The sequence below is a fragment of the Agarivorans aestuarii genome (assembly GCF_019670125.1).
GTDB classification, from domain to species: domain Bacteria; phylum Pseudomonadota; class Gammaproteobacteria; order Enterobacterales; family Celerinatantimonadaceae; genus Agarivorans; species Agarivorans aestuarii.
The window spans coordinates 1,264,279-1,286,682 of sequence record NZ_AP023033.1; the positions used below are offsets into that span (position 1 = coordinate 1,264,279).

Sequence of the window (22,404 nt, forward strand, 5' to 3'; positions counted from 1 at the left end):
TTTGCGATCTTAAGCTGCTTATTTATAACTGTTAACAATTGTGTCACTTTTCTTTACAAAAGCTGCGTTATGGGTTTTTGGTCAAAAATCAAACACATTGATTTGTTTAACAATGTCGCTCTAGGTACCAAATATGCATTAAGTTATTAATTGTCATTATCAGTAAGCTTATCGTTCATGTTTAGCAAATTAAAATGGTGCTTACTTGCCGTTTGGAACTGGGTATCCTCGCATCATGGAGTGCTGAGCTCGGCAGCAACGATTATTGCAGTTGTTTTGGCTTATGTGTCGCTTAAAAGCTCGGCAGATAACTTCGCCAAACAATTGGAAGAGCAAAAACGTGCGGCTCAAGTTGCCAACGTAGCGTACTTTGTGTCTGCGGTAAGTGATGCAATTGTAATGGCGAATACCGAGCAAGCGAGGTTGGAGCGGTTCATCGTTTCACGCTCGCAGTTGTTGTTTGAAAGTTTAAATTATCCACCTTTAATTGCCCAAGTGATCCAGTTTTTGGCCAGCAATGACTTGGCCTATTTATTCAATACCACTCGAAGTTTTGAAAATAAAAAATCACTTTCTTTGGCTGGAAAAGATTTAAGTAATGTTGAGCTCAAAAATATTACCTTTCAAACCACAACCTTATATTGCGTAAATCTTGAAAATAGTTATTTAGCTGACATCGCCTTTGATATGCCTGAATCAAGTTACGTGAATTTTCATAACGTTAACTTTAACAAGAGTAAGTTGCATGGTGCGCGGGTGTTCTGGGGCAATTTTGCTGGCGTATCGATTGAGCGCTCGGGTACGGAGCTTGATCGAGCAGCTACTTTTATTGGCTCTAGTTTTATCTTTAGCAATTTACGTGGTTTGCGAATAAACAAGTCTAGCTCACAAGAAGAGTCTTTGAGCTTAAGTCAGCAGCACGAGCAGCGTCAACGAGAGCTGGCGCAATTGGCAGGTATGTTATTGCAAACCCACTCCTTATATGGGTCGTTGATTGATGATGATTTAGCTGCTTTCATGCTGAATCAAAACCCTGCTAAGTACAAACAGTTAACAGATTTAGAGCACTTATTGGTCTTAGACTCGGTGGCAAAAAAGGATTTGGAGAGCCGCCGTAAAGACTACTTGGAGCAAGCTAAAACTGTAGCGAAAGAGCGAAACTGGAATAAGGCTTGGGCCACTAAATTAGAGCGATGGTGCGAAAAATGAATAGAATGGTCATTTATTTGGTCCCCTTGAGCTTCGCAGTGAATGCTGAATGTACCTTACAAGGTGACGTATACCCGGAAGGGGCCAAACTAGGTAATTTAGTTTGTAAAAATGGAGAATTCACATCGATAAGACAAACGGATCCAGTTGAAGAACCAGAGGAGCCTTTGATTAGTCGTAACGGCATACATGTTAGTGCTTCTCAAGAAACGGTTAAACAGCCCGAGAAATCAGGAGTAGAAGAATGAAACTCTTACTTAAAGTTATGATTATATTAAGCTTTGTGCTTAGCTTTTCCAGTCGCGCTGATTGCGTACACGGCGGTAATGTGTATCCAGAAGGGGCTACCATAGGTAGCTATAAATGTGTAAATGGCTCGTGGGTGGGCAATTAATTTTACCTGTGTTTACCTACGTTCACAGGAAGTACAGCCGCGACAAGCCGAGCGGGTATGTTTGTCTAAACGCTCACGCTGAGTTTTGCAGTAAGCATTCTTTAAGGCTCGGCGTGCCGAAAACCAGTCATCTGCTTTACTTAAGATGAGGTTGCCGCCAAAACGTTTAACTAACAAGTCTCGGCATTCATCAATAAAACCCTTATCAAAGTCGATTTCGAAGTAGCGCAATGCTTCTTCAATGCAAGTGAAGTTTTCAATTGTCTTGTTGATTTTGGTATTAGTCATTGATCAGTCCTAAGGCTTGGCGAATAGGCTAGCAAAATCATTGAGATCTTTTTTTGATGTGACTTAATTAAGCATCGATTCAGCGTCTTTCGAAAAAACAGGATGACTTTGAACTAAACTCAGACTAAGTTGTTAAGCAAATGTGGCATTGGGCCCAAGTGATGAAATCTGCAATTCCGGTAATAATCTGCGTACTTATTTCAGCCTGTTCTAGCCAAGCTACCACGAGCAGCGGCGACAATAGGGCAGAAGATAATCAAAACCATAATCAGAATTTGTTGGCATCTATCAAGCAATCTAATACCAACAAGCAAGGCGCTTTTCTTACCGAAGAGCAAATTGATATGTGGCAGAACTCAGGCTGCGGAGGCGGTCATAAATAGTGTTAACTAAAGAAACTCGTCTTATCCTCACCCCATTTATTTTTCCTATAGTAAATATTTCTTGCCAGTTGATCAGGCTTCAAGTCTTAGTTAACGATTATTGATAGCGGGCACTATAAGTACTTCTTTCATAAACTTTATTTATCAGCTTAGCTAAGGCCTTACTTAGCTAACTCGGTGAGCTTGGTTATTTTGGAGGTGTAGATGCCCTTAAAGCCCGCGATTGACCCAGAACAATGGATTTTGTCCAACCCAAATGACTTAATATCGCTTACCAAGTGGCAGCGTACTGTTAACTTGCTAGCTAAATTATTTGATGCGCCTGCTGGCTTTTTAGTACAACACACACCAAATGGTTACCAAATCACTATTGCTAGCGAGCAGAACACTAATCCCTACAGCGCGGGCATGGTGGTAGAGCCCCAGGCTAACATCTTCTGTCGCAAAATTGTTGAAACGCGTAAAAGCTTGTATGTGGCAAATGCAATGATCGATCCTTGCTGGGATAGCAATCCAGAGGTGCATGGCGATGGGTTTCGCTCATATTTAGGCGTACCGGTATTTTGGCCAAATGGAAAAGCCTTTGGCACTTTTTGTGTGATGGATTATCGAGAAACCAATTACGATGATACTTACTTTGAACTTATCGAGCAGTTAAAAGATATTTTAGAAGCCGACTTGTCTTTGCTTGAGTTATACACTCATATGCAAAAGTTGGCGGTTACCGATCCTTTAACCGAGTTAAACAACCGCCGCGGATTTTGCTCTTTAGCTCAGCAGCGGATCCGCTTAGCAAAACGCATGGGCTCTCGCTTGGGCGTATTCTACCTCGATGTAGACAAGTTTAAGCAAATTAACGATAACTACGGGCATGCCGTAGGGGATGAAGTATTAATTGATGTGGCCAAGGCGATGCGTAAGTGTGTGCGTAGTTCTGATGTGATTGGTCGCATGGGCGGGGACGAGTTTGTCGCTTTAGTATTAATTGAACATGACTCTGATTTTGATGCCATTGCCCAGCGCTTTACCGACCAGTTCGCTCAATACTCCGAGCAAGACTTACCCTTGTACACAGTGGCCATCGGTTATATTGATGTCGACTTAAGCATGGAGGTGGATGGGATATTGGCCTTAGCAGATCAAGATATGTATCAGCATAAAGTTGAGTAATAAATTGAGCAATAAGTTGATTGTATTTTGACCACTTGGCTTTGCTGGTGTATCATCGCGCAGCTTTAGAATTACTCACTATTTTTTGCCTGCACTAATGGTATGACTGTTCGCCTCGGATGGCGCGTTTTGGCTATCGGAGATTTACTTGGAACAGTTTATTCAATTTTTGTATCCCTTCAGTTGGATCATTTCTATTTTGTCCTTCAGCCCGCAAATCATTCGCTTAATGCGGATAAAAGGCCCCGCTAAAGATATCTCGTTTTTAAGTTGGATTATGTTCCAATGTAATGCGGTATTAGCCTGGTCTTATACGGTGTTTGTTGTAGGCGACCCACTGCTTTCGGTAACCACTACATTAGTATTAGCTGCCAACATAACAATGGTTATGGTATTGGTTTATAAGCGGATTAAGTACCGTGAAGTAGTAGTGGAGGAGGCTTTAAGTGCCTAACTTAAATAGCTTATTATTGATTGTTTAAAGCTAAGATTGAATGTGGTTTTTTAGCAATTAAAATGTAATCTGATATGTGCTGCTAATAACTGGTGCAAACTTAGAGTGCTGGGTATTACTGTACGTATGCATTAATGGGTAATTTACAGACGAAGCTCAGCCTTGCAAACAAAGTGAAGCGCTAGGCGCAATCATGGCATAATCCTCAAACTCACTCTCAAGTTTGGAATTCACAGTTTTATGCTACAACTGCGCGACTACCAACAAGCCTCGGTAGATGCTGTTCTTGGCCACTTTCGAAAAAGTGACGATTCCGCTGTGTTGGTATTGCCAACTGGTGCCGGGAAAAGCATTGTGATTGCCGAACTTGCGCGTTTAGCGCGTCACCCTATTCTAGTGCTGGCTCATGTAAAAGAGTTGGTCGAGCAAAACCAAAGTAAGTTTACCGCCTATGGCTTTGAGTCTGGGGTATTTGCCGCTGGCCTAGGCCTAAAACAAACACAGTACCCTGTTACCTTTGCCAGTGTGCAATCACTTAGTCGCAATTTAGAGGCATTTTCCGGCTACTACTCTTTATTGGTCATCGATGAATGCCATCGGGTGAGTGATGACACTGATAGCCAATATCAGCAAATCATTCAGCACCTAAAGCAGCAAAACCCGCAACTCAAAGTATTAGGTTTAACTGCTACGCCTTATCGACTTGATAAAGGTTGGATTTATCAGCAGCACTACCATGGTTATGTGCGTGGTAATGCCGAGGCATGGTTTAAAAAGTGTATTTATGAACTGCCAATGCGCCACCTTATTAGTAAGGGCTATTTAACTAAGCCGTTGGTGGTTGATGCTCCCGCAGCGCGTTATCAATTTGATGATTTACCGCAGCAATACAGTGAAGCACAGCTCGACCAGTTTTTAGCTGGCTGCCCCAGAGTGACTCAAGCCATTTGTAAGCAGTTAGTAAAACTTGCAGAACATCGCAAGGGCGTAATGGTATTTGCTGCTTCGGTAAATCATGCCAAAGAAGTTGCGCACTATTTGCCCGAAGGGCAAACCGCGGTGATAACTGCTGAAACGCCGCACACAGAGCGAGACAGCTTAATTGAACACTTTAAGCACCAGCAGCTTAAGTTTTTAGTGAATGTATCGGTGTTAACTACGGGTTTTGATGCACCTCATGTGGACTTAATTGCTATTTTGCGGCGCACCGCTTCGGTAAGCTTGTATCAACAAATCGCCGGCCGAGGTTTGCGTTTATTCAAAGACAAAACCGATTGCCTAATTGTTGATTATGCAGGTAATAACTACGATTTATATCAGCCAGAAATTGGCGAAGTGAAACCCAACCCTAACAGCACATTGGTGCAAGTAAGTTGCCCGCAATGCGAATTTGCCAATATGTTTTGGGGCATTATCGATAAAGATGGCGATGTTATTGAGCATTATGGTCGACGTTGCCAAGGGTTAGTGGCAGACCCAGACGAGCCAGCAAAACAAACCCAATGTAGTTACCGCTATAAATACAAACAATGCTCACAATGTAATGCCGAGAACGATATTGCAGCACGGCAATGTCAAAGCTGTGGCTTTCAATTAATTGACCCAGATAAGCAGCTTAAAGATGCGCTTCAGCTAAAAGACCGTAAAGTGCTAAGGTGCAGCGGCATCTCGGCCAGCAGCGATGGAAATAAACTTAAATTGGTTTATCACGATGAAGATGGCGCAGAGCTCAGCGAATCCTTTAACTTTGATTATGCCAAAGCTAAGCAACAATTTAACGCCGTGTTTAGTCGCAGAGTCTCTGAGCAAGCAGTTCTTATTAACGATGCAAAAGAAGCAGAAGCATTAGTAACAAAACTTGTAGCCCCCGACTTTGTTATCGCTAAAAAGCAAAAGCACTACTGGGTTATTGAGCACCGGATTTTTGATTACCAAGGCAACTGTCGAAGAGCTAATCAGCAGTATTAGATTTCAAAATGCAAAGGGGAGAATATCCGATTTTAGCTTAGCCCCAGTGCGCAGAAAAAAGTGGCCTAATAGCCGCTTTATTTTTGTCTGAATAACTTTACCCCAATAATTCTGGTTTAATCAGTGGGGCTACAAAGCCCTTGTGTTGCACTATTTCTTCTAAGCTCAAGCCGGTTAATTCATAAGGGAAGACCAGCCATTGATCGGTTTGGTACAGGCAAAAATCCGGTTTTAGCGATGTTTGATTAAACTTAGGTCGCTCCCATAAGGTGGCTATTTTTACTTGGCGCGGCATATTGAGTTTTAACTTGGATTTTAAACGCTTAATCACTGCTTCCACATTGTGGCCACTGCTAAATACGTCATCCACTATCAACAAGCTATCGTCAACGTTTAGGTTTTCCAGTAAGTACTGAATACCATGAACTCTTATTGACTCGGGATCTTGGAGTATTTGATGATAATTGGCTTGCCCTTGGTAGGAGGTGCGTACCGAAATATGGTCGGTTTTAACTCCTAAGGTTTGCAAACACTCTTGCACGTAAATGCCTACAGCACTGCCTCCGCGCCACAGGCCAACGATAAAAGTAGGGCGAAAACCACTCTCGAAAATATGCACAGCTAAACGAAAGGAATCTTGAATTAAGCTGTCTTCATCTAAGTAGTGCTTTTGTAATTGGGCTGTCGACTGGCTCATTGGCATGAAAAGTGTCCTTGAGTTTACGAGTTCTATAATGATAGTTTTATACTACACCTTTGACCAAAAGGTCAGTTTTAATCGTAGGTAATTATGAGCGACAAACTTTACATCACCGGGCAAGAGCTACTCGAAGACTCATTTCGCTTGGCCGAAAAAGTATTGGCAAGTGGTTTTAAACCTAGCTTTATTATTGCTGTGTGGCGCGGCGGTGCACCGATTGGTATCGCGGTTCAAGAATTTTTGGCTTATCACGGCATTGCTAGCGATAACATTGCCATTCGCACATCTTCGTACGCTGCAGCGATAGATAATCAAGCAAAGCAGGTTAAGGTATTTGGGCTTAACTATTTAGTGAAGCATGTGCAGCAGCACGACCGTTTATTGATTGTTGATGATGTATTCGATACCGGTCGCTCTATTGAAGCGATTATTAATGAGCTGAGCCGCTTAGCGAGGTTGAATACCCCCAGTGATATTCGAGTTGCAGTTCCCTACTTTAAGCCAGAGCGCAATAAAACCGACCGAGTGCCAGATTACTATTTGCATGAAACCAAGCAATGGTTAAAGTATCCGCACTCTCTTGAAGGCTTAAGCCCAACAGAGATCGCCGAGCATAGACCGGAGTTGTATCAAATAATAAAAGCGCATTTACCTAAGTAATGGCTAATTCATAAGTGCTAGACCTTGTGAGTAAAGCATTTGATTCTTAAGGCCTTATACCGCTTAAAGTTTGCTATAACTTTTGCCTAATACCAAAATCATAAATCCGCAATAATAAAACTGCTAAATTGCACCATACTTGCTTAATGAGAGACTAATAATTAAGCGGAGCAAACCATGGCGGTGAAATTTTCTGTAGCGACAGCGAATACTTTAAACCTCAATAGACCCAATTTACCTATGTATAGGGATCGACAAGGTTGGTTGCCAAACGAGTACGACAATAAGGTGCGTTGGTTAGTAAATCAGTTGCAAACTATTGGTGCGGATTTATGGGGTTTTCAAGAATTGTGGCATGCCGGTGCTTTATTGGATTTGTTCCAAAATGCTGGGTTAGATTCTCAATATCAGTTACTGGTGCCCGATGGACATCAAGGTAAAATTGCTTGTGCAGCAGCAGTGCGTAATGAATTGCTGGCAGGGCAAGCGGAGTGGATTAGTCAGTTTCCGGCAAGCTTTAAGTTAGCCAGCCAAGGGGATGATGCGCAAACCGGCGCCTTAGACTTAGATATCAATAGCTTCTCTCGCCCGGTACTGCATTTTCAAATAAAGCCTCATGCCGATGAGGAGAATGTACATGTATATGTTTGCCATTTTAAGTCGAAACGGCCTACACGAATAGATAATGAAGATTGGTATGACGATGCGCAGCATAAACCGCATCGTAATGCCTTGGGTTATGCCATCTCTACTTTGCGCCGCACCGCCGAGGCTGTAGCGTTAAGAATGATCTTAACTGAGCAAATGAAACACACCGATACGCCAGTGATTGTGTTAGGCGACTTGAATGATGGTCAAGCCAGCAACACCTTGAATATTCTTACCGAGCAACCGCGCTTTTTATTAGACGGCGATGCGCGAGGAGGGGCCGATAACGCCTTGTACTCAGCGGGTACTATGCAGCAATATCGTAGTCAGCGTGATGTTTACTACACCCATGTGCATAACAATCAGCTTGAATCCTTAGACCATATATTACTCAGTGAGCAGTTTTACGATAAAAGTCGCGATAGAATTTGGGCCTTTAAAGGTTTAGAGGTATTTAACGATCATTTAAACGATGAGCATTACGAGCAACTAGGTGCGACGGACCACGGTATTATTAAAGCAAACTTTGTTTATAAGCCTTTAGATTAAACCAATTTTAGGGGGCTTAAGTGCAACGCTAAGCCCCCTAAAGCTCTATTCGGGAGCGTCGTGTTGGTAGCCAAACTGTTCAATAAACTCGGCCACCTTGGGAATGTGCGGTTGCAAGAATTGTTGGTAGTTAAGCCACTTGTAGCGTGACTCTGTATAAATCGGTTTAACTACTTGGTTACTTGAGGCTGACATAACAATTTTTTGTTGGGCGTGTTTCTCAAACTCTAAATAGTTACTGTTTGCAGACATCCCGAGGAACTCAAACACTTTGCTGGCTTCTTTCTCTAAATCTTCAACTAAGTCTTCATAACGTACAAGATGAATATTTAAGGCTAACTCAGCTTGGTAGCGATTAAACAGCTTGAATACTTGCTGGTAGCGCTTAAAACAATCTCCTAGTTGGTTAAGCCAGGCTTGCTCTTGGTTATTGGCTGAGTTTTGCTGAAAGTTACTCAAGCATGTGTCGATTGGATGGCGCAAACAAAAGATAATCTTCGCCTTAGGGAAGAGCTGCAAGATGAATGGCAGATCTACGGTATAAAGCGGAAACTTGTCCACAATAAGACTATTGGCCTGCGGAGCCAAACCTAAGCTTTGGATGTAGCTAAAGTATTCCTCCCGCAATTGTTTTAACTCATCTTCTGTTAGTGTGGCTAGATCTAGCGGATAACGTTTATTAAATTGGCTAGTGATGCTTTGAGTTAAATTATAAATAGAACGTGTTTCACTTAAGGCAACGATGTTCGGCTGAGTATCTAATATGTTCTCCAGCAGGGTAGTGCCAGAGCGATTAAAGCCCATCATAAATACCGGTTGTGGTTCATTGGCCTCAGCTTGTTGTTTGATGAAAGACAAGTCTAGCTTTTGAAAATCTGCCACCTTGTCTGTGCGCGTTTGCCCTTGAACGCGTTGGTGATTCAAACTCGCCATGGCAGAAAAATCGCTAAAGGCTGCTGAGTAGTCTTTCTGTTTATCGAAAGCTTCTGCCCGCAGTTTAAAAGCCGCCTTTTGGCGCATATAGTCTAGGCGCTCAATTAGCTCGTCACTCAGCAATTCAATGACTTGCTCATTTTGGCTATTTCGCGCTTTTAACTCTGCTTGGTAAAAGCCAATCCAAGCTCTATTTACAAAATTAATTTGAGCTTGCTGCAACAATTGCTCAGCTTGTTGGTGCTCGCGAATAAACATTAAGGTGTCTATGGCAAATTCTAGCTGCCACTCTTCAACAAACTTGCTGTGGCTCAATAGCTCTTCAATTAGGCTCAAAGTGAGCGTTTTTTGATTTTGCCGCTTAGCACTGGAGATCAGTAATGCTTGAGCGGGTGCAAACTGTCCTGGCCAAGTTTTCATCTTTTCAGCCAAAGTGTTTAAGTCTTGGTAACGACCTTCTTCCAAATAGCATTCACCAAGAGCTGGTGCTATGTCTGCATTTTCCGCTTCGCCTGTTAAGCTAAAACACTGCTCAAAGTGCTCAATGGCCGATGAAAATAAACCTAGTAGCTTTTCAGCCCTAGCCATGTTTTTGTAGCTTGTGCTGCGCTGTTGTTGGTTTTCACATAGTGCCAGTAAGCCTTGGTAACAGCTTAAGGCGCGTTCCAGCTTCTGTTGTTGGAAAAGCGCAAAAGCTTCTAACTCTAGGCTTTTATAGTCTTGCTGAGACTTAAGTTTGTTGATTTTGCCAATGGTAGATAAGGCTTGGCTATATTTACCCGCTTGTAAGGCCTTTACGGCTTTTTCCATAATGGCGTGGCGCATCTCAGGCTTCATTAGTGCTTCCTATCATGTCGAGCGTTTACTTGTTTGGCATTACTTTAAAGCAAAATAACAACTTTTGATGCGTAGTCTATCGCAGCGCTAAAAGCTCATGCAGTTTCATGAAAAAGTGTTAGTGAGAGGTTAATTTAGCCATGGTATTGCCCAAGCTTGGGGAGTTTTGGGAATGGGTTATTGCACCAAGATATTAGTTGGCCCTTATTGGTGCAATTATCAACATTGCGGTGCAATTTCATTTAAATAAGTACTTTTAGTTTTTCCAATTTGTATTTGTAAAACAGGCTGTAGTTGCCGTGTTGTTAGGGTTTTGTGTGTTTTTTGTGGTGCTTGGCTTAACAATTGCAATTTCCCTGTTGTAGGTCAGGGACAGACCTAAGCGCAAGTTAGCAATAGTATTGTTTTGCTTGTAAAGGTGAAGCCACCACGGGCAACCATAGTGGGCCGAACCAGCCAAAAGTTTTAATCTACAACTTAAGCAATATAGGGAAATATTATGTCTTATTTAGCTCCTGCGGAGTTTGTAACCAAAATGGTTGACGCTGGTGAATCTAAAGTGTTCATGTCAACGCGAGATACACTCATTCGAGCCTTTATGGCTGGTGCCATCTTGGCATTGGCTGCAATCTTTGCCATTACCATTGCAGTGAATACAGGCAACTTCCTGATTGGGGCCATCTTGTTCCCCGTTGGTTTCTGTATGCTCTATTTGATGGGTTTTGACCTACTAACCGGTGTATTCGTATTGGTGCCTTTGGCCTTGTTGGATAAGCGGCCTGGGGTTGATGTTAAGGGTATGCTAAGAAACTGGGGCTTTGTATTTTTAGGTAACTTTGCAGGTGCACTTACTGTTGCCGTTATGATGGCCTTTATTTTCACTTACGGCTTTAACATTGAAGCGGGTGCGGTAGGTGCTAAAGCGGCTGCCATTGGCGAAGCGCGTACCGTAGGTTATGCCGAGCACGGCGTAGCGGGTTGGTTTACCATTTTTGTTCGTGGCATGTTATGTAACTGGATGGTATCAATGGGCGTAGTAGGCGCAATGATTTCTACTAACGTTAGCGGTAAAGTCATCGCCATGTGGATGCCTATCTTCTTGTTCTTCTACATGGGCTTTGAGCACTCTGTAGTTAACATGTTCCTATTCCCATTTGGTTTGATTATGGGCGGTGATTTCTCAATTATGGATTACTTCCTATGGAACGAAATCCCAACTGCATTGGGTAACCTAGTAGGTGGTTTAGCCTTCACTGGTTTAACACTTTACACCACCCACGTAAGAACCGCGCCTAAGCGCAAAGTAGCTAAAGCAGCGGTTGAAGCGCCAAGTAAAGCGGCTACTAGCAACGCTTAATTAAAGGACAGTAGATGACGAGCCAGCTGAGTATCTCCATCGGTCAGTGTTCTGATAAAGGTCGCAAAGACATTAATCAAGACAGTTATGGAAGCTATACTCCGCGTGGCTCTCTACTTAATCATAAAGGCTTTGCTGCTGTGATGGCCGACGGCATAAGCAGCAGCGAAGTGAGTCAAATAGCCAGTGAAACCGCAGTAAAAAGCTTTTTAGATGATTATTACTGCACCTCCGAGACTTGGTCAGTTCAGCATGCTGCTGAAAAGGTTTTAGACGCCACCAACTCTTGGTTATATAGCCAGTCGCAACAAAGCCCTTACCATTACGACAAAGACAAAGGTTATGTTTGTACGCTTAGTGCTTTAGTGATTAAAGGCAATAAGGCGCATATTTTTCATGTTGGTGATACCCGAGTGTATCGCCTCAATCAGCAGGGCTTAGAGTTACTCACTAAAGATCACAGACTATGGGTGAATGACAATAAAAGCTACCTAAGCCGTGCACTGGGTATTGAAGAATATTGTGAGTTTGATTACCACACTCTGCCCGTGAGCCCTGGCGATATTTTTTTGTTAGCTACCGATGGTGTGTACGAGTTTGTTGATGCAGAGCTTATCAACAATACTATTGCCCAATGTGCCAACGATTTAGAAGCAGCGGCAGCGCAAATTGTTGATAAAGCCTATCAGGCAGGCAGCGATGACAACTTAAGCTTACAAATTATAAAGGTAGAGCAACTAGCAGAACAAAGCTCTCAGCAGCTTAAAGAGCAAATAGAGACTTTACCTTTTCCCCCAGAGTTAAGTGCTCGAATGAGCATAGACAACTACACCATTGTTCGACAAATTCACGCCAGTAGCCGAAGCCACGTGTTTTTAGCATTGGATGAACAAAGCGGCGAGCAAGTGATACTAAAAACACCTTCGGTAGATTTGCGCGACGACCCCGATTATTTAGAGCGCTTTTATACTGAAGAATGGATAGCGCGGCGTATTAACAGTGCCTATGTCTTAAAAGCGAGCCGCAACCCGCGCCAACGTAACTACCTTTATACGGTATTTGAATACATAGAAGGGCAAACCTTAGCCCAATGGATTACCGATAATCCCAAGCCAGAACTCGCTAAGGTGAGGGAAATTGTAGAGCAAATTGCTAAAGGCCTACGTGCCTTTCATCGCATGGATATGCTTCATCAAGATCTTAAGCCAGACAACATTATGATTGATAGCTCTGGCACCATTAAAATTATCGACTTTGGCTCGGTATGGGCCGCAGGTCTTGCAGAGCAAACTCAAGACATTACCCAGCAACATTTGTTAGGCACTGCGTTATATTCGGCGCCGGAGTTATTTTTGGGTATTGGCGGAAGTACCCGCGCAGAGCAGTTTTCGTTGGCAGTAATTACTTACTACATGCTAAGCGGCCGCTATCCATATGGTACTAAAGTGGCGGGTGCAAAAAGCCATGCAGCGCAAAAGCGCTTACGCTATCAATCGGTAATTGACAGTGACAGCGAAATCCCAGCTTGGATTGATGATGCCCTAGAAAAAGCGCTGCACATAAACCCCTTAAAACGTTATGAACAAATCACCGAATTTCTCTGTGATTTACGCCAACCCAACAAGGCTTTTTTAAATAAGGCCCGCGCTCCATTGGTAGAGCGCAATCCAGTAGCGGTATGGCAAGGGATCTCTGCAATTTTAGCAGCTATGGTGGTGTACCTATTACTTAGGTGAACACCGAGTTGCTTCGTTTTTCAATCAAAGGAAGGAAGCAAAAAATGATATCAAGTAGAGAAGAAGTAACTCAACAAATTGTATCAACCAAGGTGAGAAAAGGCATTAAGTGGAGCGAGGTAGCCAGTGCCATTGGTTTATCTAAAGAGTGGACAACTGCAGCGTGTTTAGGGCAAATGACCTTTGATAAAAGCCAAGCTGAAACCGTGGGAGATATTTTTGAGCTAAGTGACGAAGCCATCGCGTGGTTACAAATTGTGCCTTATAAAGGCTCACTGCCTACCGCTGTACCAACCGATCCGCTTATCTACCGTTGGTATGAAGTCGTAAATGTATACGGCAGCACCATTAAAGAGCTCATTCACGAAGAGTTTGGCGATGGCATTATGAGCGCTATTGATTTCTCGATGGACATTAAGCGTGAAGCCGATCCTAAAGGTGATAGAGTAAACGTAGTGTTGTCGGGTAAGTTTTTACCTTACAAAACCTACTAAACACTAGCTTCATGAAGCATTAGAGCCAGCACCACGCTGGCTTTTTTATGAACGACATGGCGAGATACTCGACCCGTAATCTAAAAAGTTGTTGTTATGAGTACTGGTCAATTCCATACCTACAAAGCTAAACTGTCGCCTAATTTTATTTAGTATAAAAGGTAATGTGATGAACCCAATTCTTGCCATGTTGAGAGAGAACAATATTAGTGACCAGCAAACCAGTGAGCTTTTTGAAGTGCTTACTCAAAACCCCCTTGCTGCTATGGCAACTATTAGCCAATTAGGTTTGCCTCAAGAACAATTGCAATTGCTGATGGGACAGGTGATGCAGAACCCAGCTTTGATTAAAGAAGCAGTAGAAGAACTAGGTTTAGACTTTGCCAAAGTAGAGGCAGCTAAAGAACTGCTTAATAAATAAGAAAAAAGCGCTAAAACCGTCGATTTTAGCGCTTGAAGATTGGCTGTTTGCTTAAAGTTTTGTTTACTTAAAGTTACGTTTGCTTCTAGGCTCGTTAGAACTTATCGACTATAGCGTTGGTTTTTGCTGCGTAAACGGCGTAACCACTGGAAGCGAGCTAAACGTTGCATGTCTTCAATAGCATCAGTTTCGTCGGTAATCTCTTGGCCTAACAGGGTTTCAATAATGTCTTCCATGGTAAGTAAGCCTTGCACTTCACCGTATTCGTTCACTACCGCTGCAATAAGCTCTCGAGCCTGTAACAAGCTTTGATAAGCATGCCTAACACTTACGCTAGCTGGCAGCATTAGCAACTTACGCGAGTAATCACTTATTTGTGTGTCGCCTTTGCCGCTTGCAGCAGCGCCTAAAACATCTTGTTTATGCACGTAAGAGACAAAGTTGTCGCGCTCACCTTGGTATACCGGAAAACGAGAAAACGGCTGGCTTAAGTGCTCTTCAACAAAGCTTGCCACGGTGCTGTTTAGTTCAACACGCTGCACTACCGCGCGCGGGGTCATCACTTCAGTTATCTTTAACTTTTCTAGTTGAAGTAGATTACGTAATACTTGCGACTCGCCTTGCTCAATCACACCTTGCTGGTGGCCCAATTCAGCTAAAGCACTAATTTCGTCACGCAAGCTTGAAAAATCTTCTTGCTGTTTACCAATACGTGCAGTGATGCGATCACTTAACCACACAAAAGGGTAAAACGTTTTAATCATCAAAGGCAGCAACCAAGAGGCAAACGGCGCAAGCTGGCGCCAGTAAGTTACTCCTAAGGTTTTAGGCACAATTTCAGACAATACCAATACCAGTACCGTCATAATTGCCGATGAAATGGCTAAGTATTGTGAGCCATAAAGTTCGGCTACTTGTGCACCCACGCCAGCGGCACCGGCAGTGTGAGCAACAGTATTTAGAGTAAGAATCGCCGCCAGCGGCTTATCGATACTCGCCTTTAACTTGGCGAGCCGCTCTGCAACTTTAGGATATTGCTGCTGTTGCAGCTGAATATAGCTAGGAGAAACGCTAAGTAGCACCGCCTCTAGCACAGAACACAAAAATGAAACAATAATAGCAAGACACAAAAAACTTACTAAAAGAAACACTTAATCCACCATTTTATAAACCCAAATACACTGTTGGGCGTGCAGTAACGCTGCCACAAATAATTTTGCCGCTGTCGTTAGCCGCAGTTTATCAAGTTATATCAACAAAAGGGCAGAAGAATATTTAGATTTACATAACTTGGATGGTAAATATGAGGCACAAAAAAAGACACCCTTAGGTGTCTTCGTTTGTAGAATTGGTGGAGCTGGCGGGTTTCGAACCCGCGTCCAAAACCATTCTAACCAATGGCGCTACATGCTTAGTTTGTCTTTATTCTCGTTAGCAAGCTGCGAACAAACACGCCACTTACTAACATACCAGAATTCTATTTCGCGGTTCAGCTCTCTAGTCAAAGCATCCCTCGCTATCTTGTTTGGGTTTGAACTTCTATGATTCCCCGTCTTACAAGCGGAAGCTAGGGTAGAAGTGCTCTAGCAGGTTATTAAGCTGCTAGTGCGTAGTTTTCGTCGTTTGCGACTATTTTTTTGCGGCTTTTTACGTGGCAAACCGCCCCACGACATGCTCCACAAGCCTTCCTGATCCTGTCGAATCCAATTCAGCCCCGGAATTTCTCAAACATTGTAACACAAGCCAACGGCGTGCGGATATACAGTGCTGTTCAAACGCTGCTTATTTACCCAATAGGGTAAAACTATCTGAAGCTGTGCTTCATTACGCGGTCTTTAGTGCGTTGCCATTCGCGATCTTTTTCATCTTCTCGCTTGTCTTGGTCTTTCTTACCTTTGGCTAAGCCTACTTCTAGTTTGGCCCAAGAGCCTTTCCAGTATAAAGCCGTTGCAACAATGGTATAGCCTTGGCGCTCAACCGCACCAATAAGCTTATCTAGCTCTCGGCGATTAAGAAGCAGTTTGCGAATGCGTGTTGGGTCTGCCACAACATGGGTTGAGGCTGAAATTAGTGGTTGAATGTTTAAACCAGAAACAAAGGCTTCACCGTCGCGCACGTATACGTAGCTCTCGGCGATATTTACCTTTCCGGTTCGCATGGATTTTACTTCCCAGCCTTGTAGTTCCATACCCGCTTCAAATTTGTCTTCGATACGGTATTCATGACGCGCTTTTTTGTTTAGCGCAATGGTATTGGAACCAGCTTTTGATTTTGATTTTTTCTTACTCATGGCGGCTATTATACCGATGCGGCGGGGCTTTAAAACTGATAATGTGCGGATTAGCTCAGCTAATGATAAAATGTGTGCAGATTTGATGAAAGAGTGGGTTCATGCCGCAAGTAAACCGTAGTGCCTTAGTGATGTTTAGCGCTAAGCAAATGTACCAATTAGTTAATGATATAAACGCTTATCCCGAGTTTTTACCTGGGTGTGTGAATAGTGAAATATTAGAAGAAAGTACTTCTAGCATGGTAGCTGAAGTTGGGGTTGCCAAAGCAGGCATAAAAAATAAGTTTGTGACTAAAAACACCCTTACTGAAGATCAGTCCATTCAAATGAAATTGGTGGACGGTCCGTTTAAATCGTTAACTGGGGTATGGAACTTTGTGGCCTTGGACGAGCAAGCTTGTAAAGTGATGTTGGATTTAGATTTTGAGTTTAGCAACAAACTAATAGCGGCGGCGTTTGGCCGTGTATTTAATGAATTAGCCGGCAATATGGTGCAAGCCTTTGTTGAGCGGGCCAAGCAGGTATATTAACGGTGTCGGATCTAATAAATGTAGAAGTGGTTTATGGCTTGCCAGAGCATCAAGTATTGTTGGCGCTAAAGGTTGAGCAGGGTTGCAGTATTTTGGAGGCCATTCATCAATCTGGCATTGTGCAGCATTTTCCTGAAATAGAGCCTGAGAAGGCCTCGGTTGGCATTTTTAGCCGAGCAGCAAAACTCGCTCAGGAATTAAGAGATGGTGATAGAGTTGAAATATATCGCCCATTGATAGCAGACCCTAAAGAGTTGCGAAAAATTCGTGCCGAGCGGGCCAAAGCAGAGGGGCGAGCCAGTAAGGTAACTGGCGGCAGGCCAAAAGCCAAAACTAAAGATAGCTGACCCGTCCTAAGATAGGTTGACGATTTTTAGGCCAGCTCCAGTAGCTTGCCTTTTCTATTGTGCACCTGATTGGGCGTTTCCATATTTAAACTCAGATGCGGCCTCATAGCGTTGTATATCGCTATCGATTCTTTTACAAGTATCTTCATTTCTTTAAGCGTTTTACATCGGTACAGTAAAAACTCCTGCTTCAGTATTCCGTTTATCCTTTCCGCCAACGCATTTTGGTAGCAATCATTACCGTCTGTCATCGATGGTCGAATTTGGTTTATCAACAGTTCATCCTGATAAGCTGCCGAGCAGTATTGTGAGCCTCGGTCTGAGTGGTGTACCGCGTTAGCGATATAGCGCTTATCTTTAACCGCCATTTTCAGGGCCTTCACTACGCTGTCAGCTTTCATGTCATCACTCAAGTGATGACCGACTATTTTACGAGAAGCGGCATCGGTCACCAACGACAGATAGTGCACACCTTGGTCTGATTCAAGATAGGTCATGTCGCTAACCAGTACATGCTCTGCATCATGTAATCCTTCCTCTTTCAGCAGGTTAGGATGTTTCTTCATCCAGTGCTTGCTGAATGTCGTTTTGGTGAAGCTTCTCTTTGGTTTAACCAGCAAACCCTCACGTCTCAAATAGGTAAAGAGCCCATCTCGTCCAAGTTTAATGTCGTGCTCAAGGAGTTTAGGCTTTATCAACACGTAGAGCTTGCGTACACCCAATCGCGGCATATATTTACGCCAGTACTGTACCCAGTCTTTGATGACCGATAACGTCGCTCTACGGTTTTCCATTCGGGCGACCGCCTGATAAATAGATTGCCGTGAAATACCCGCCGCGCGACATGCAGCAGCTAGATTTATTTCGCTGTCGGTTTTCGCTTGCCAGATGTACCGGATAAGTACTTTTTTCTAAGGCCCGCTCCGTATTCATTGTCCATGATATCGACCATACCATTGAGGATTTGGTTACGTAGCTTCTCTTCGGCTAACTCACGCTCAAGGCGCTTGATTGTTTCGGCTGGCGTTTCTTTTGAATTAGGCATAAGGGGATGCTGAAATGGTTTTGACCAATCAAGCCTACCATGTTTTCTGAGCCAAACCAGTACTGTTGAACGACCCTGAATGCCAAATCGGGCTTGAGCTTGTTTGTAAGTCATTTCGCCTTTTTCGACGCGCTCTACGACACCTAATTTAAAGGCCAAGGTGTAATCTCGTTGTGTGCGCTTACGGCTTGAGTTAATGGGTGTTGTCATAAAGAAGTCCTCTTTATGTCAACCTATTTCCGGACGGGACAGCTAAAATAAAAAAGCCAGATGATTAATCTGGCTTTTTTATTGATGTTTTGTGTTTAACCGGCGTCGAGCGGTTGCATAAAGTCTTCGCTGACTTCGTAGTCACCTTCGATGAAGGCTAAGTGGTCATTCACAAATTGGATCACTAAGTCGCGCTTTTCAAAATCACCGTTGCCACTTTGATAGCTGTATAAGTAATACCAACGTTCTTTATCGAAGGCGTCAATTAACATTGGAGTACCTAGTACAAAACGCACTTGCTCCTTAGTCATGTTAATGCGGAGCTGCTCTACTTTGGCATCATCAATGTAGTTGCCTTGTGGAATATCAATTTTATATACCATCCAGTCGAAGGCAGAACAGCCACTTAGGCCAATGCTGGCTAGTAGAACAAAAATTTTGGCAGTAAAACGCATGTGAATCGAAGCTCCTTGTTAAGGCAAGCATCATAACTAAGCCTTGCCATAAAAAGAAGCTTGGAATGCTAAGAATTCAATCCTTAATCAATAATTCTTGCGCGTTTGCTAGCGCCGAAGCGGTAATTTCATCACCTGCAAGCAAGCGGGCTAGTTCTCCAATGCGCTGTTCTGTATCCAAGGCTTGCATGTTTGTTATCGTTTCGTTTTTCTTTTGCTGTTTGCTTACCAGCATTTGTTGATGACCGTGGCCTGCAACTTGCGGTAAGTGGGTGACACACAATACTTGGCATTGTTTACCTAGCTGGCGCAACATGCCGCCAACTACTGCAGCAGTTGGGCCGCTAATGCCTACATCCACTTCATCAAAAATTAGCGTTGGGGTTAAGATACTGGCAGAACAAATTACCTGAATCGCTAAGCCTATGCGTGAGAGCTCGCCGCCGGATGCGACCTTTTCGATGGCCTGCATAGGTTGGCCTGGGTTAGTGCGCACCAGCAGTTCAATTCGGTCAATACCGTTGGCGTTGGTAAATTGCTCATCACTTTGTAAAGAAAACTCACACTGGGCTTTTGCCATGCTTAATTTATGAATTTCTTTGGTGATTTGTTTGCTTAAGCTATTAGCAGCGCGCTCACGACTTTTAGACAGCTTGTTGGCTTTAGCTAAATATAGTTGCCATGCCTTATCAATATCTTCGGCAAGGTGTTCAAAGCGTTCTGTTTGTTGGCTTAGTTGTTCTAGTTGATGTTGTAACTGTTGATGCAGCTCTGGCAGTTGTTCTGGGTTTGTTTGGTGTTTCCTTGCAAGCTCTAAGGCTTGGCTTAAACGCTCTTCTAATTCTGCAAATAACTCTGGGTCGTAATCCAATTGCTCACTGTAACTACTTAACTGCTGAGTGGCTTCTTCTACTTGGATTTGAGCTTCGTGCAATAGGTTATTGATTGCATCTAGTTTAGGGTCTAATTCGAGCAGTTGGCTGGTTGTTTTGCAGGCTTGGCCTAGCATATCTAATACGTTTACTTGCTCATCGTGGCCAAGTAGCTGAGTAAGTTGATAGCTTGATTGTTGTAGCTCGGTGCTATGAGACAAACATTGATGCTGCTGCTCAATCGTTTGGTATTCACCGGGCTGTAGGGCGAACTCATCTAACTCTTTGACTTGGTATTCAAGTAACTGACGTTGTGCAGCCAATTCATTTTGCTGTTGTTCTGCTAGCTCTTTCTCGTTACATAAGCTTTTCCAAGCTTGGTAGGCTTGTTTAACGTCTTGAATAAGTTGAGGGTGAGCTGCATATTGGTCAACAATGCTTAACTGCTGACTTGGCTTTAATAATAGTTGATGGGCGTGCTGGCCATGAATACTGACAAGGTATTGGCCCAAGCTTTTTAACTGCGCAGCGGGTACCGCTGTTCCATTAATATAGGCTTTCGAGCGTCCCTCTTTGGTGATAACTCGGCGCAGAATACACTCATCATCACTTAGCAGTTCATTTTGTTGCAGCCAAAGCTGGGCACCTTGGTTATTGCTTAAATCAAATTGAGCACTAATTTCGGCTTTATCTGCGCCTTGCCTAACTACTGAGGCTTCGGCGCGATTGCCTAAACATAGGCCTAACGCATCAATGGCAATAGATTTACCAGCACCAGTTTCACCAGTGATGGTGGTCATACCTTGGTGTAGGTCGAGTTCAAGAAACCGAACAATCGCAAAATTTTGTACGCTTAATTGAGTGAGCATATCTTTACCTGACTATTTATACAGTAACTGTATAAATATATAGTTCTATTTTTAAACATGCAAGTACCAAAGCTTAAATGTTGTTCGGTATAACCTTGAAGAGATACAGCGTATCATTTTTCTTTGAACAGATTTGACCACTTACTCTTGCTGTTTAAAAACCTCTAAAGAGGGTAAGGCATTGCCTTCAAAATCAAACAGGGCTTGGTTTTCCCATGAGTTCCCTAGGCCCCATTGATCGCCGCTGTATTCCATGCCTGCGTTTGTCGACCAAGTGGCCCCTTGAATAGGTAGCCACGCGGGCTCCCAGTAGTAGATGCCTAAGCCCATATTATTTGGAAGCTCGTTAACTAACGACATTATGTCTACTAGAAATTGTGCTTGCCCACTTACGTTTATTTGATAGCCTTCTATTGGATCTGCACTTGAGTAACTGTTGGCTAGTGAGTCGCCATTTTCATGTGTGAAAGGGAAGGCTGTTTCAACAAGTAACACTGGCTTGTTATAACGAGCAATTAGATCTTCCATGTTGGTTCTTACGTGTTCTACCGGGCCATGCCACCACGGGTAGTAAGACATGCCTATAATGTCGAAGTCGACACCTTGCTCACTTATTTCATCAAACCACCAACGAAACGTTTGGTTGTTACCTGCTTCTGCGAGGTGCAGTATGATTTGAATATCTTTGCCACTGTTGTTGTCATGTACAGCTTGAATTCCTGCATTGAGTAGTTGCGATAAGCGCTCAAACTCATTGCCATCTTGTCCCCAGCTTTTTCCATCTGGCCAAAGCATTCCCCCATTTAATTCGTTACCAATTTGCACCATGTCTGGCACAACACCTGCGGCTTGGTGGGCTTGCATTATCTCGGCAGTATAGTCGTATACTTTCTGTTTTAGGTTATCAAAGGTAAGGGTTTCCCAGCCTTGGGGTTTACTTTGTTTTTTAGGATCTGCCCAAAAATCGCTGTAGTGGATATCTAGCAGGAATGACATATCGTTTTGATGAGCACGTATGCCAAGCTCAATGGAGCGCGCAAGGTCATTGTTGCCACCCCCAAATGGTTCACCGTTACTAGAGCTAGGGGCAACCCATAATCTTGCGCGAATAGAATTTACGCCATGGTTTTTTAGGATAGTCACTAGATCTTGCTCGATACTGTTTTGGTAGTACTTTCCTCCCAGCGCTTCAATCTCAGGCAGCATCGAGATATCCATTCCACGAATGAAGTTATGTCTAAGATCAGGAGCGGTGATGCTGGCATTGTTATCGCTGCTAGTAGGTTGGTTCGCAGACTGGCAGCCGGCAACAATAAACACCATAAACAATAGCGCTGTCTTTATTCTCGAGTTCATTGTTTGCCTCGTTTTATAGCCAATTGTTTGGCGATTACCGTGGGTATTTGTGCTCTGTTTTGTAGTTAAATAAGTAAAACACAGAGTTTTGTTTGTGAAAGGTGTATTGGAGCGGTTTAACATCAATATAGCTACTGTTTTTAAGTGAGATTGCGAGCTGGAAAAGGCTTTTCACAAAAACTGTTTGTTACCTCCAGGGCGCTATTTAATTTACCTTAATTTGCTATGG

23 protein-coding genes and 1 other RNA gene are annotated in these 22,404 nt (G+C 43.3%); 14 read left to right on the forward strand and 10 right to left on the reverse strand.

Going from position 1 to position 22,404, the window contains the following annotated elements:
- The first annotated feature begins 177 nt into the window (after nucleotides 1–177).
- Both K5609_RS05865 and K5609_RS05870 read left to right on the forward strand, forming a co-directional pair.
- Nucleotides 178–1,209: a pentapeptide repeat-containing protein gene (locus tag K5609_RS05865; protein ID WP_221076374.1), complete on the forward strand. Its 1,032-nt coding sequence runs from the start codon at nucleotides 178–180 to the stop codon at nucleotides 1,207–1,209.
- Entirely contained in the window at nucleotides 1,206–1,457 is a 252-nt protein-coding gene (locus K5609_RS05870; RefSeq protein ID WP_221076375.1) for a hypothetical protein, read from the forward strand. The genes K5609_RS05865 and K5609_RS05870 overlap by 4 nt, the downstream gene beginning before the upstream one ends.
- A 158-nt stretch (nucleotides 1,458–1,615) precedes the next feature.
- Here the strand turns inward: K5609_RS05870 and nifW are convergent, their stop codons facing one another.
- A complete protein-coding gene (gene nifW, locus K5609_RS05875) occupies nucleotides 1,616–1,891 on the reverse strand; it encodes a nitrogenase-stabilizing/protective NifW family protein (protein ID WP_152779847.1) in 276 nt (91 codons plus the stop codon).
- A 161-nt stretch (nucleotides 1,892–2,052) separates the two neighbouring features.
- On the opposite strand from nifW, the gene K5609_RS05880 reads away from it, so the two are divergent.
- The 4 genes from K5609_RS05880 (at nucleotide 2,053) to radD (ending at nucleotide 5,866) form a co-directional block, all read left to right on the forward strand.
- On the forward strand, nucleotides 2,053–2,274 hold the full coding sequence (locus K5609_RS05880; protein WP_221076376.1) for a hypothetical protein: 222 nt from the start codon (nucleotides 2,053–2,055) through the stop codon (nucleotides 2,272–2,274).
- 204 nt (nucleotides 2,275–2,478) lie between these two features.
- Complete coding sequence (locus tag K5609_RS05885; protein ID WP_221076377.1) at nucleotides 2,479–3,444, forward strand: sensor domain-containing diguanylate cyclase; 966 nt, start codon at nucleotides 2,479–2,481, stop codon at nucleotides 3,442–3,444.
- A 148-nt stretch (nucleotides 3,445–3,592) separates the two neighbouring features.
- Nucleotides 3,593–3,898, forward strand: a complete 306-nt coding sequence (locus K5609_RS05890; RefSeq protein WP_221076378.1) for a hypothetical protein — start codon at nucleotides 3,593–3,595, stop codon at nucleotides 3,896–3,898.
- Nucleotides 3,899–4,138: 240 nt separating this feature from the next.
- On the forward strand, nucleotides 4,139–5,866 hold the full coding sequence (radD, locus tag K5609_RS05895; protein ID WP_221076379.1) for a DNA repair helicase RadD: 1,728 nt from the start codon (nucleotides 4,139–4,141) through the stop codon (nucleotides 5,864–5,866).
- A 97-nt stretch (nucleotides 5,867–5,963) separates the two neighbouring features.
- Here radD and K5609_RS05900 read toward each other — a convergent pair whose 3' ends face one another.
- Nucleotides 5,964–6,563, reverse strand: a complete 600-nt coding sequence (locus tag K5609_RS05900; protein WP_425514834.1) for a phosphoribosyltransferase — start codon at nucleotides 6,561–6,563, stop codon at nucleotides 5,964–5,966.
- Between the two features lie 93 nt (nucleotides 6,564–6,656).
- Between K5609_RS05900 and K5609_RS05905 the strand changes: the two genes are divergently transcribed.
- Complete coding sequence (locus tag K5609_RS05905) at nucleotides 6,657–7,226, forward strand: phosphoribosyltransferase (protein ID WP_221076381.1); 570 nt, start codon at nucleotides 6,657–6,659, stop codon at nucleotides 7,224–7,226.
- A 177-nt stretch (nucleotides 7,227–7,403) separates the two neighbouring features.
- Nucleotides 7,404–8,423 (forward strand): endonuclease/exonuclease/phosphatase family protein, encoded by a 1,020-nt coding sequence (locus K5609_RS05910; protein ID WP_246611947.1) that lies wholly within the window; start codon nucleotides 7,404–7,406, stop codon nucleotides 8,421–8,423.
- 45 nt (nucleotides 8,424–8,468) lie between these two features.
- Here the strand turns inward: K5609_RS05910 and K5609_RS05915 are convergent, their stop codons facing one another.
- On the reverse strand, nucleotides 8,469–10,193 hold the full coding sequence (locus tag K5609_RS05915; RefSeq protein ID WP_221076382.1) for a tetratricopeptide repeat-containing sulfotransferase family protein: 1,725 nt from the start codon (nucleotides 10,191–10,193) through the stop codon (nucleotides 8,469–8,471).
- Between the two features lie 499 nt (nucleotides 10,194–10,692).
- Between K5609_RS05915 and K5609_RS05920 the strand changes: the two genes are divergently transcribed.
- The 4 genes from K5609_RS05920 (at nucleotide 10,693) to K5609_RS05935 (ending at nucleotide 14,201) form a co-directional block, all read left to right on the forward strand.
- Nucleotides 10,693–11,550, forward strand: coding sequence for a formate/nitrite transporter family protein (locus tag K5609_RS05920; RefSeq protein WP_221076383.1), 858 nt, complete (start codon nucleotides 10,693–10,695; stop codon nucleotides 11,548–11,550).
- A gap of 14 nt (nucleotides 11,551–11,564) precedes the next feature.
- Nucleotides 11,565–13,286 carry a bifunctional protein-serine/threonine kinase/phosphatase gene (locus K5609_RS05925; protein WP_221076384.1) on the forward strand — a complete coding sequence of 574 codons (1,722 nt, stop codon included), beginning with the start codon at nucleotides 11,565–11,567 and terminating at the stop codon, nucleotides 13,284–13,286.
- Nucleotides 13,287–13,330: 44 nt separating this feature from the next.
- The gene (gene cynS, locus K5609_RS05930; protein WP_152779823.1) at nucleotides 13,331–13,780 is read left to right on the forward strand and encodes a cyanase; all 450 of its coding nucleotides are present in this window, start codon (nucleotides 13,331–13,333) and stop codon (nucleotides 13,778–13,780) included.
- A gap of 169 nt (nucleotides 13,781–13,949) precedes the next feature.
- Nucleotides 13,950–14,201 (forward strand): DUF2999 family protein, encoded by a 252-nt coding sequence (locus K5609_RS05935; protein ID WP_221076385.1) that lies wholly within the window; start codon nucleotides 13,950–13,952, stop codon nucleotides 14,199–14,201.
- 101 nt (nucleotides 14,202–14,302) lie between these two features.
- Here the strand turns inward: K5609_RS05935 and K5609_RS05940 are convergent, their stop codons facing one another.
- The 3 genes from K5609_RS05940 to smpB all read right to left on the reverse strand — a co-directional run bounded on the left by K5609_RS05940 (nucleotide 14,303) and on the right by smpB (nucleotide 16,491).
- Complete coding sequence (locus tag K5609_RS05940; protein ID WP_221076386.1) at nucleotides 14,303–15,352, reverse strand: CNNM domain-containing protein; 1,050 nt, start codon at nucleotides 15,350–15,352, stop codon at nucleotides 14,303–14,305.
- 198 nt (nucleotides 15,353–15,550) lie between these two features.
- Nucleotides 15,551–15,917: a transfer-messenger RNA gene (gene ssrA, locus K5609_RS05945) on the reverse strand.
- Between the two features lie 88 nt (nucleotides 15,918–16,005).
- The gene (smpB, locus tag K5609_RS05950) at nucleotides 16,006–16,491 is read right to left on the reverse strand and encodes an SsrA-binding protein SmpB (protein ID WP_016401009.1); all 486 of its coding nucleotides are present in this window, start codon (nucleotides 16,489–16,491) and stop codon (nucleotides 16,006–16,008) included.
- 101 nt (nucleotides 16,492–16,592) lie between these two features.
- On the opposite strand from smpB, the gene K5609_RS05955 reads away from it, so the two are divergent.
- Together K5609_RS05955 and K5609_RS05960 are read left to right on the forward strand one after the other, a co-directional pair.
- Nucleotides 16,593–17,021 carry an SRPBCC family protein gene (locus K5609_RS05955; protein ID WP_016401010.1) on the forward strand — a complete coding sequence of 143 codons (429 nt, stop codon included), beginning with the start codon at nucleotides 16,593–16,595 and terminating at the stop codon, nucleotides 17,019–17,021.
- Nucleotides 17,022–17,023: 2 nt separating this feature from the next.
- Nucleotides 17,024–17,368 (forward strand): RnfH family protein, encoded by a 345-nt coding sequence (locus K5609_RS05960; protein ID WP_221076387.1) that lies wholly within the window; start codon nucleotides 17,024–17,026, stop codon nucleotides 17,366–17,368.
- Nucleotides 17,369–17,394: 26 nt separating this feature from the next.
- Here K5609_RS05960 and K5609_RS05965 read toward each other — a convergent pair.
- The 4 genes from K5609_RS05965 to K5609_RS05980 form a co-directional block, all read right to left on the reverse strand.
- Nucleotides 17,395–18,623 (reverse strand): IS3 family transposase gene (locus K5609_RS05965; RefSeq protein WP_221076388.1). Its coding sequence is split into 2 segments (ribosomal slippage): nucleotides 17,395–18,272 and nucleotides 18,272–18,623, totalling 1,230 coding nucleotides; the frame shifts between segments, so codons are not numbered across the junction.
- Between the two features lie 95 nt (nucleotides 18,624–18,718).
- The gene (locus K5609_RS05970; RefSeq protein WP_152779817.1) at nucleotides 18,719–19,078 is read right to left on the reverse strand and encodes an outer membrane protein assembly factor BamE; all 360 of its coding nucleotides are present in this window, start codon (nucleotides 19,076–19,078) and stop codon (nucleotides 18,719–18,721) included.
- Between the two features lie 76 nt (nucleotides 19,079–19,154).
- Entirely contained in the window at nucleotides 19,155–20,819 is a 1,665-nt protein-coding gene (recN, locus tag K5609_RS05975) for a DNA repair protein RecN (protein WP_221076389.1), read from the reverse strand.
- 141 nt (nucleotides 20,820–20,960) lie between these two features.
- A complete protein-coding gene (locus K5609_RS05980) occupies nucleotides 20,961–22,175 on the reverse strand; it encodes a glycoside hydrolase family 53 protein (protein WP_221076390.1) in 1,215 nt (404 codons plus the stop codon).
- Between the last annotated feature and the right edge of the window lie 229 nt (nucleotides 22,176–22,404).

Coding starts and splice junctions, on each gene's coding strand:
- K5609_RS05865 (WP_221076374.1), top strand. CDS start 178: ATGTTTAGCAAATTAAAATGGTGCTTACTTGCCGTTTGGAACTGGGTA.
- K5609_RS05870 (WP_221076375.1), top strand. CDS start 1,206: ATGAATAGAATGGTCATTTATTTGGTCCCCTTGAGCTTCGCAGTGAAT.
- nifW (WP_152779847.1), bottom strand. CDS start 1,891: ATGACTAATACCAAAATCAACAAGACAATTGAAAACTTCACTTGCATT.
- K5609_RS05880 (WP_221076376.1), top strand. CDS start 2,053: ATGAAATCTGCAATTCCGGTAATAATCTGCGTACTTATTTCAGCCTGT.
- K5609_RS05885 (WP_221076377.1), top strand. CDS start 2,479: ATGCCCTTAAAGCCCGCGATTGACCCAGAACAATGGATTTTGTCCAAC.
- radD (WP_221076379.1), top strand. CDS start 4,139: ATGCTACAACTGCGCGACTACCAACAAGCCTCGGTAGATGCTGTTCTT.
- K5609_RS05900 (WP_425514834.1), bottom strand. CDS start 6,563: ATGAGCCAGTCGACAGCCCAATTACAAAAGCACTACTTAGATGAAGAC.
- K5609_RS05905 (WP_221076381.1), top strand. CDS start 6,657: ATGAGCGACAAACTTTACATCACCGGGCAAGAGCTACTCGAAGACTCA.
- K5609_RS05910 (WP_246611947.1), top strand. CDS start 7,404: ATGGCGGTGAAATTTTCTGTAGCGACAGCGAATACTTTAAACCTCAAT.
- K5609_RS05915 (WP_221076382.1), bottom strand. CDS start 10,193: ATGAAGCCTGAGATGCGCCACGCCATTATGGAAAAAGCCGTAAAGGCC.
- K5609_RS05920 (WP_221076383.1), top strand. CDS start 10,693: ATGTCTTATTTAGCTCCTGCGGAGTTTGTAACCAAAATGGTTGACGCT.
- K5609_RS05925 (WP_221076384.1), top strand. CDS start 11,565: ATGACGAGCCAGCTGAGTATCTCCATCGGTCAGTGTTCTGATAAAGGT.
- cynS (WP_152779823.1), top strand. CDS start 13,331: ATGATATCAAGTAGAGAAGAAGTAACTCAACAAATTGTATCAACCAAG.
- K5609_RS05935 (WP_221076385.1), top strand. CDS start 13,950: ATGAACCCAATTCTTGCCATGTTGAGAGAGAACAATATTAGTGACCAG.
- smpB (WP_016401009.1), bottom strand. CDS start 16,491: ATGAGTAAGAAAAAATCAAAATCAAAAGCTGGTTCCAATACCATTGCG.
- K5609_RS05955 (WP_016401010.1), top strand. CDS start 16,593: ATGCCGCAAGTAAACCGTAGTGCCTTAGTGATGTTTAGCGCTAAGCAA.
- K5609_RS05970 (WP_152779817.1), bottom strand. CDS start 19,078: ATGCGTTTTACTGCCAAAATTTTTGTTCTACTAGCCAGCATTGGCCTA.
- recN (WP_221076389.1), bottom strand. CDS start 20,819: ATGCTCACTCAATTAAGCGTACAAAATTTTGCGATTGTTCGGTTTCTT.
- K5609_RS05980 (WP_221076390.1), bottom strand. CDS start 22,175: ATGAACTCGAGAATAAAGACAGCGCTATTGTTTATGGTGTTTATTGTT.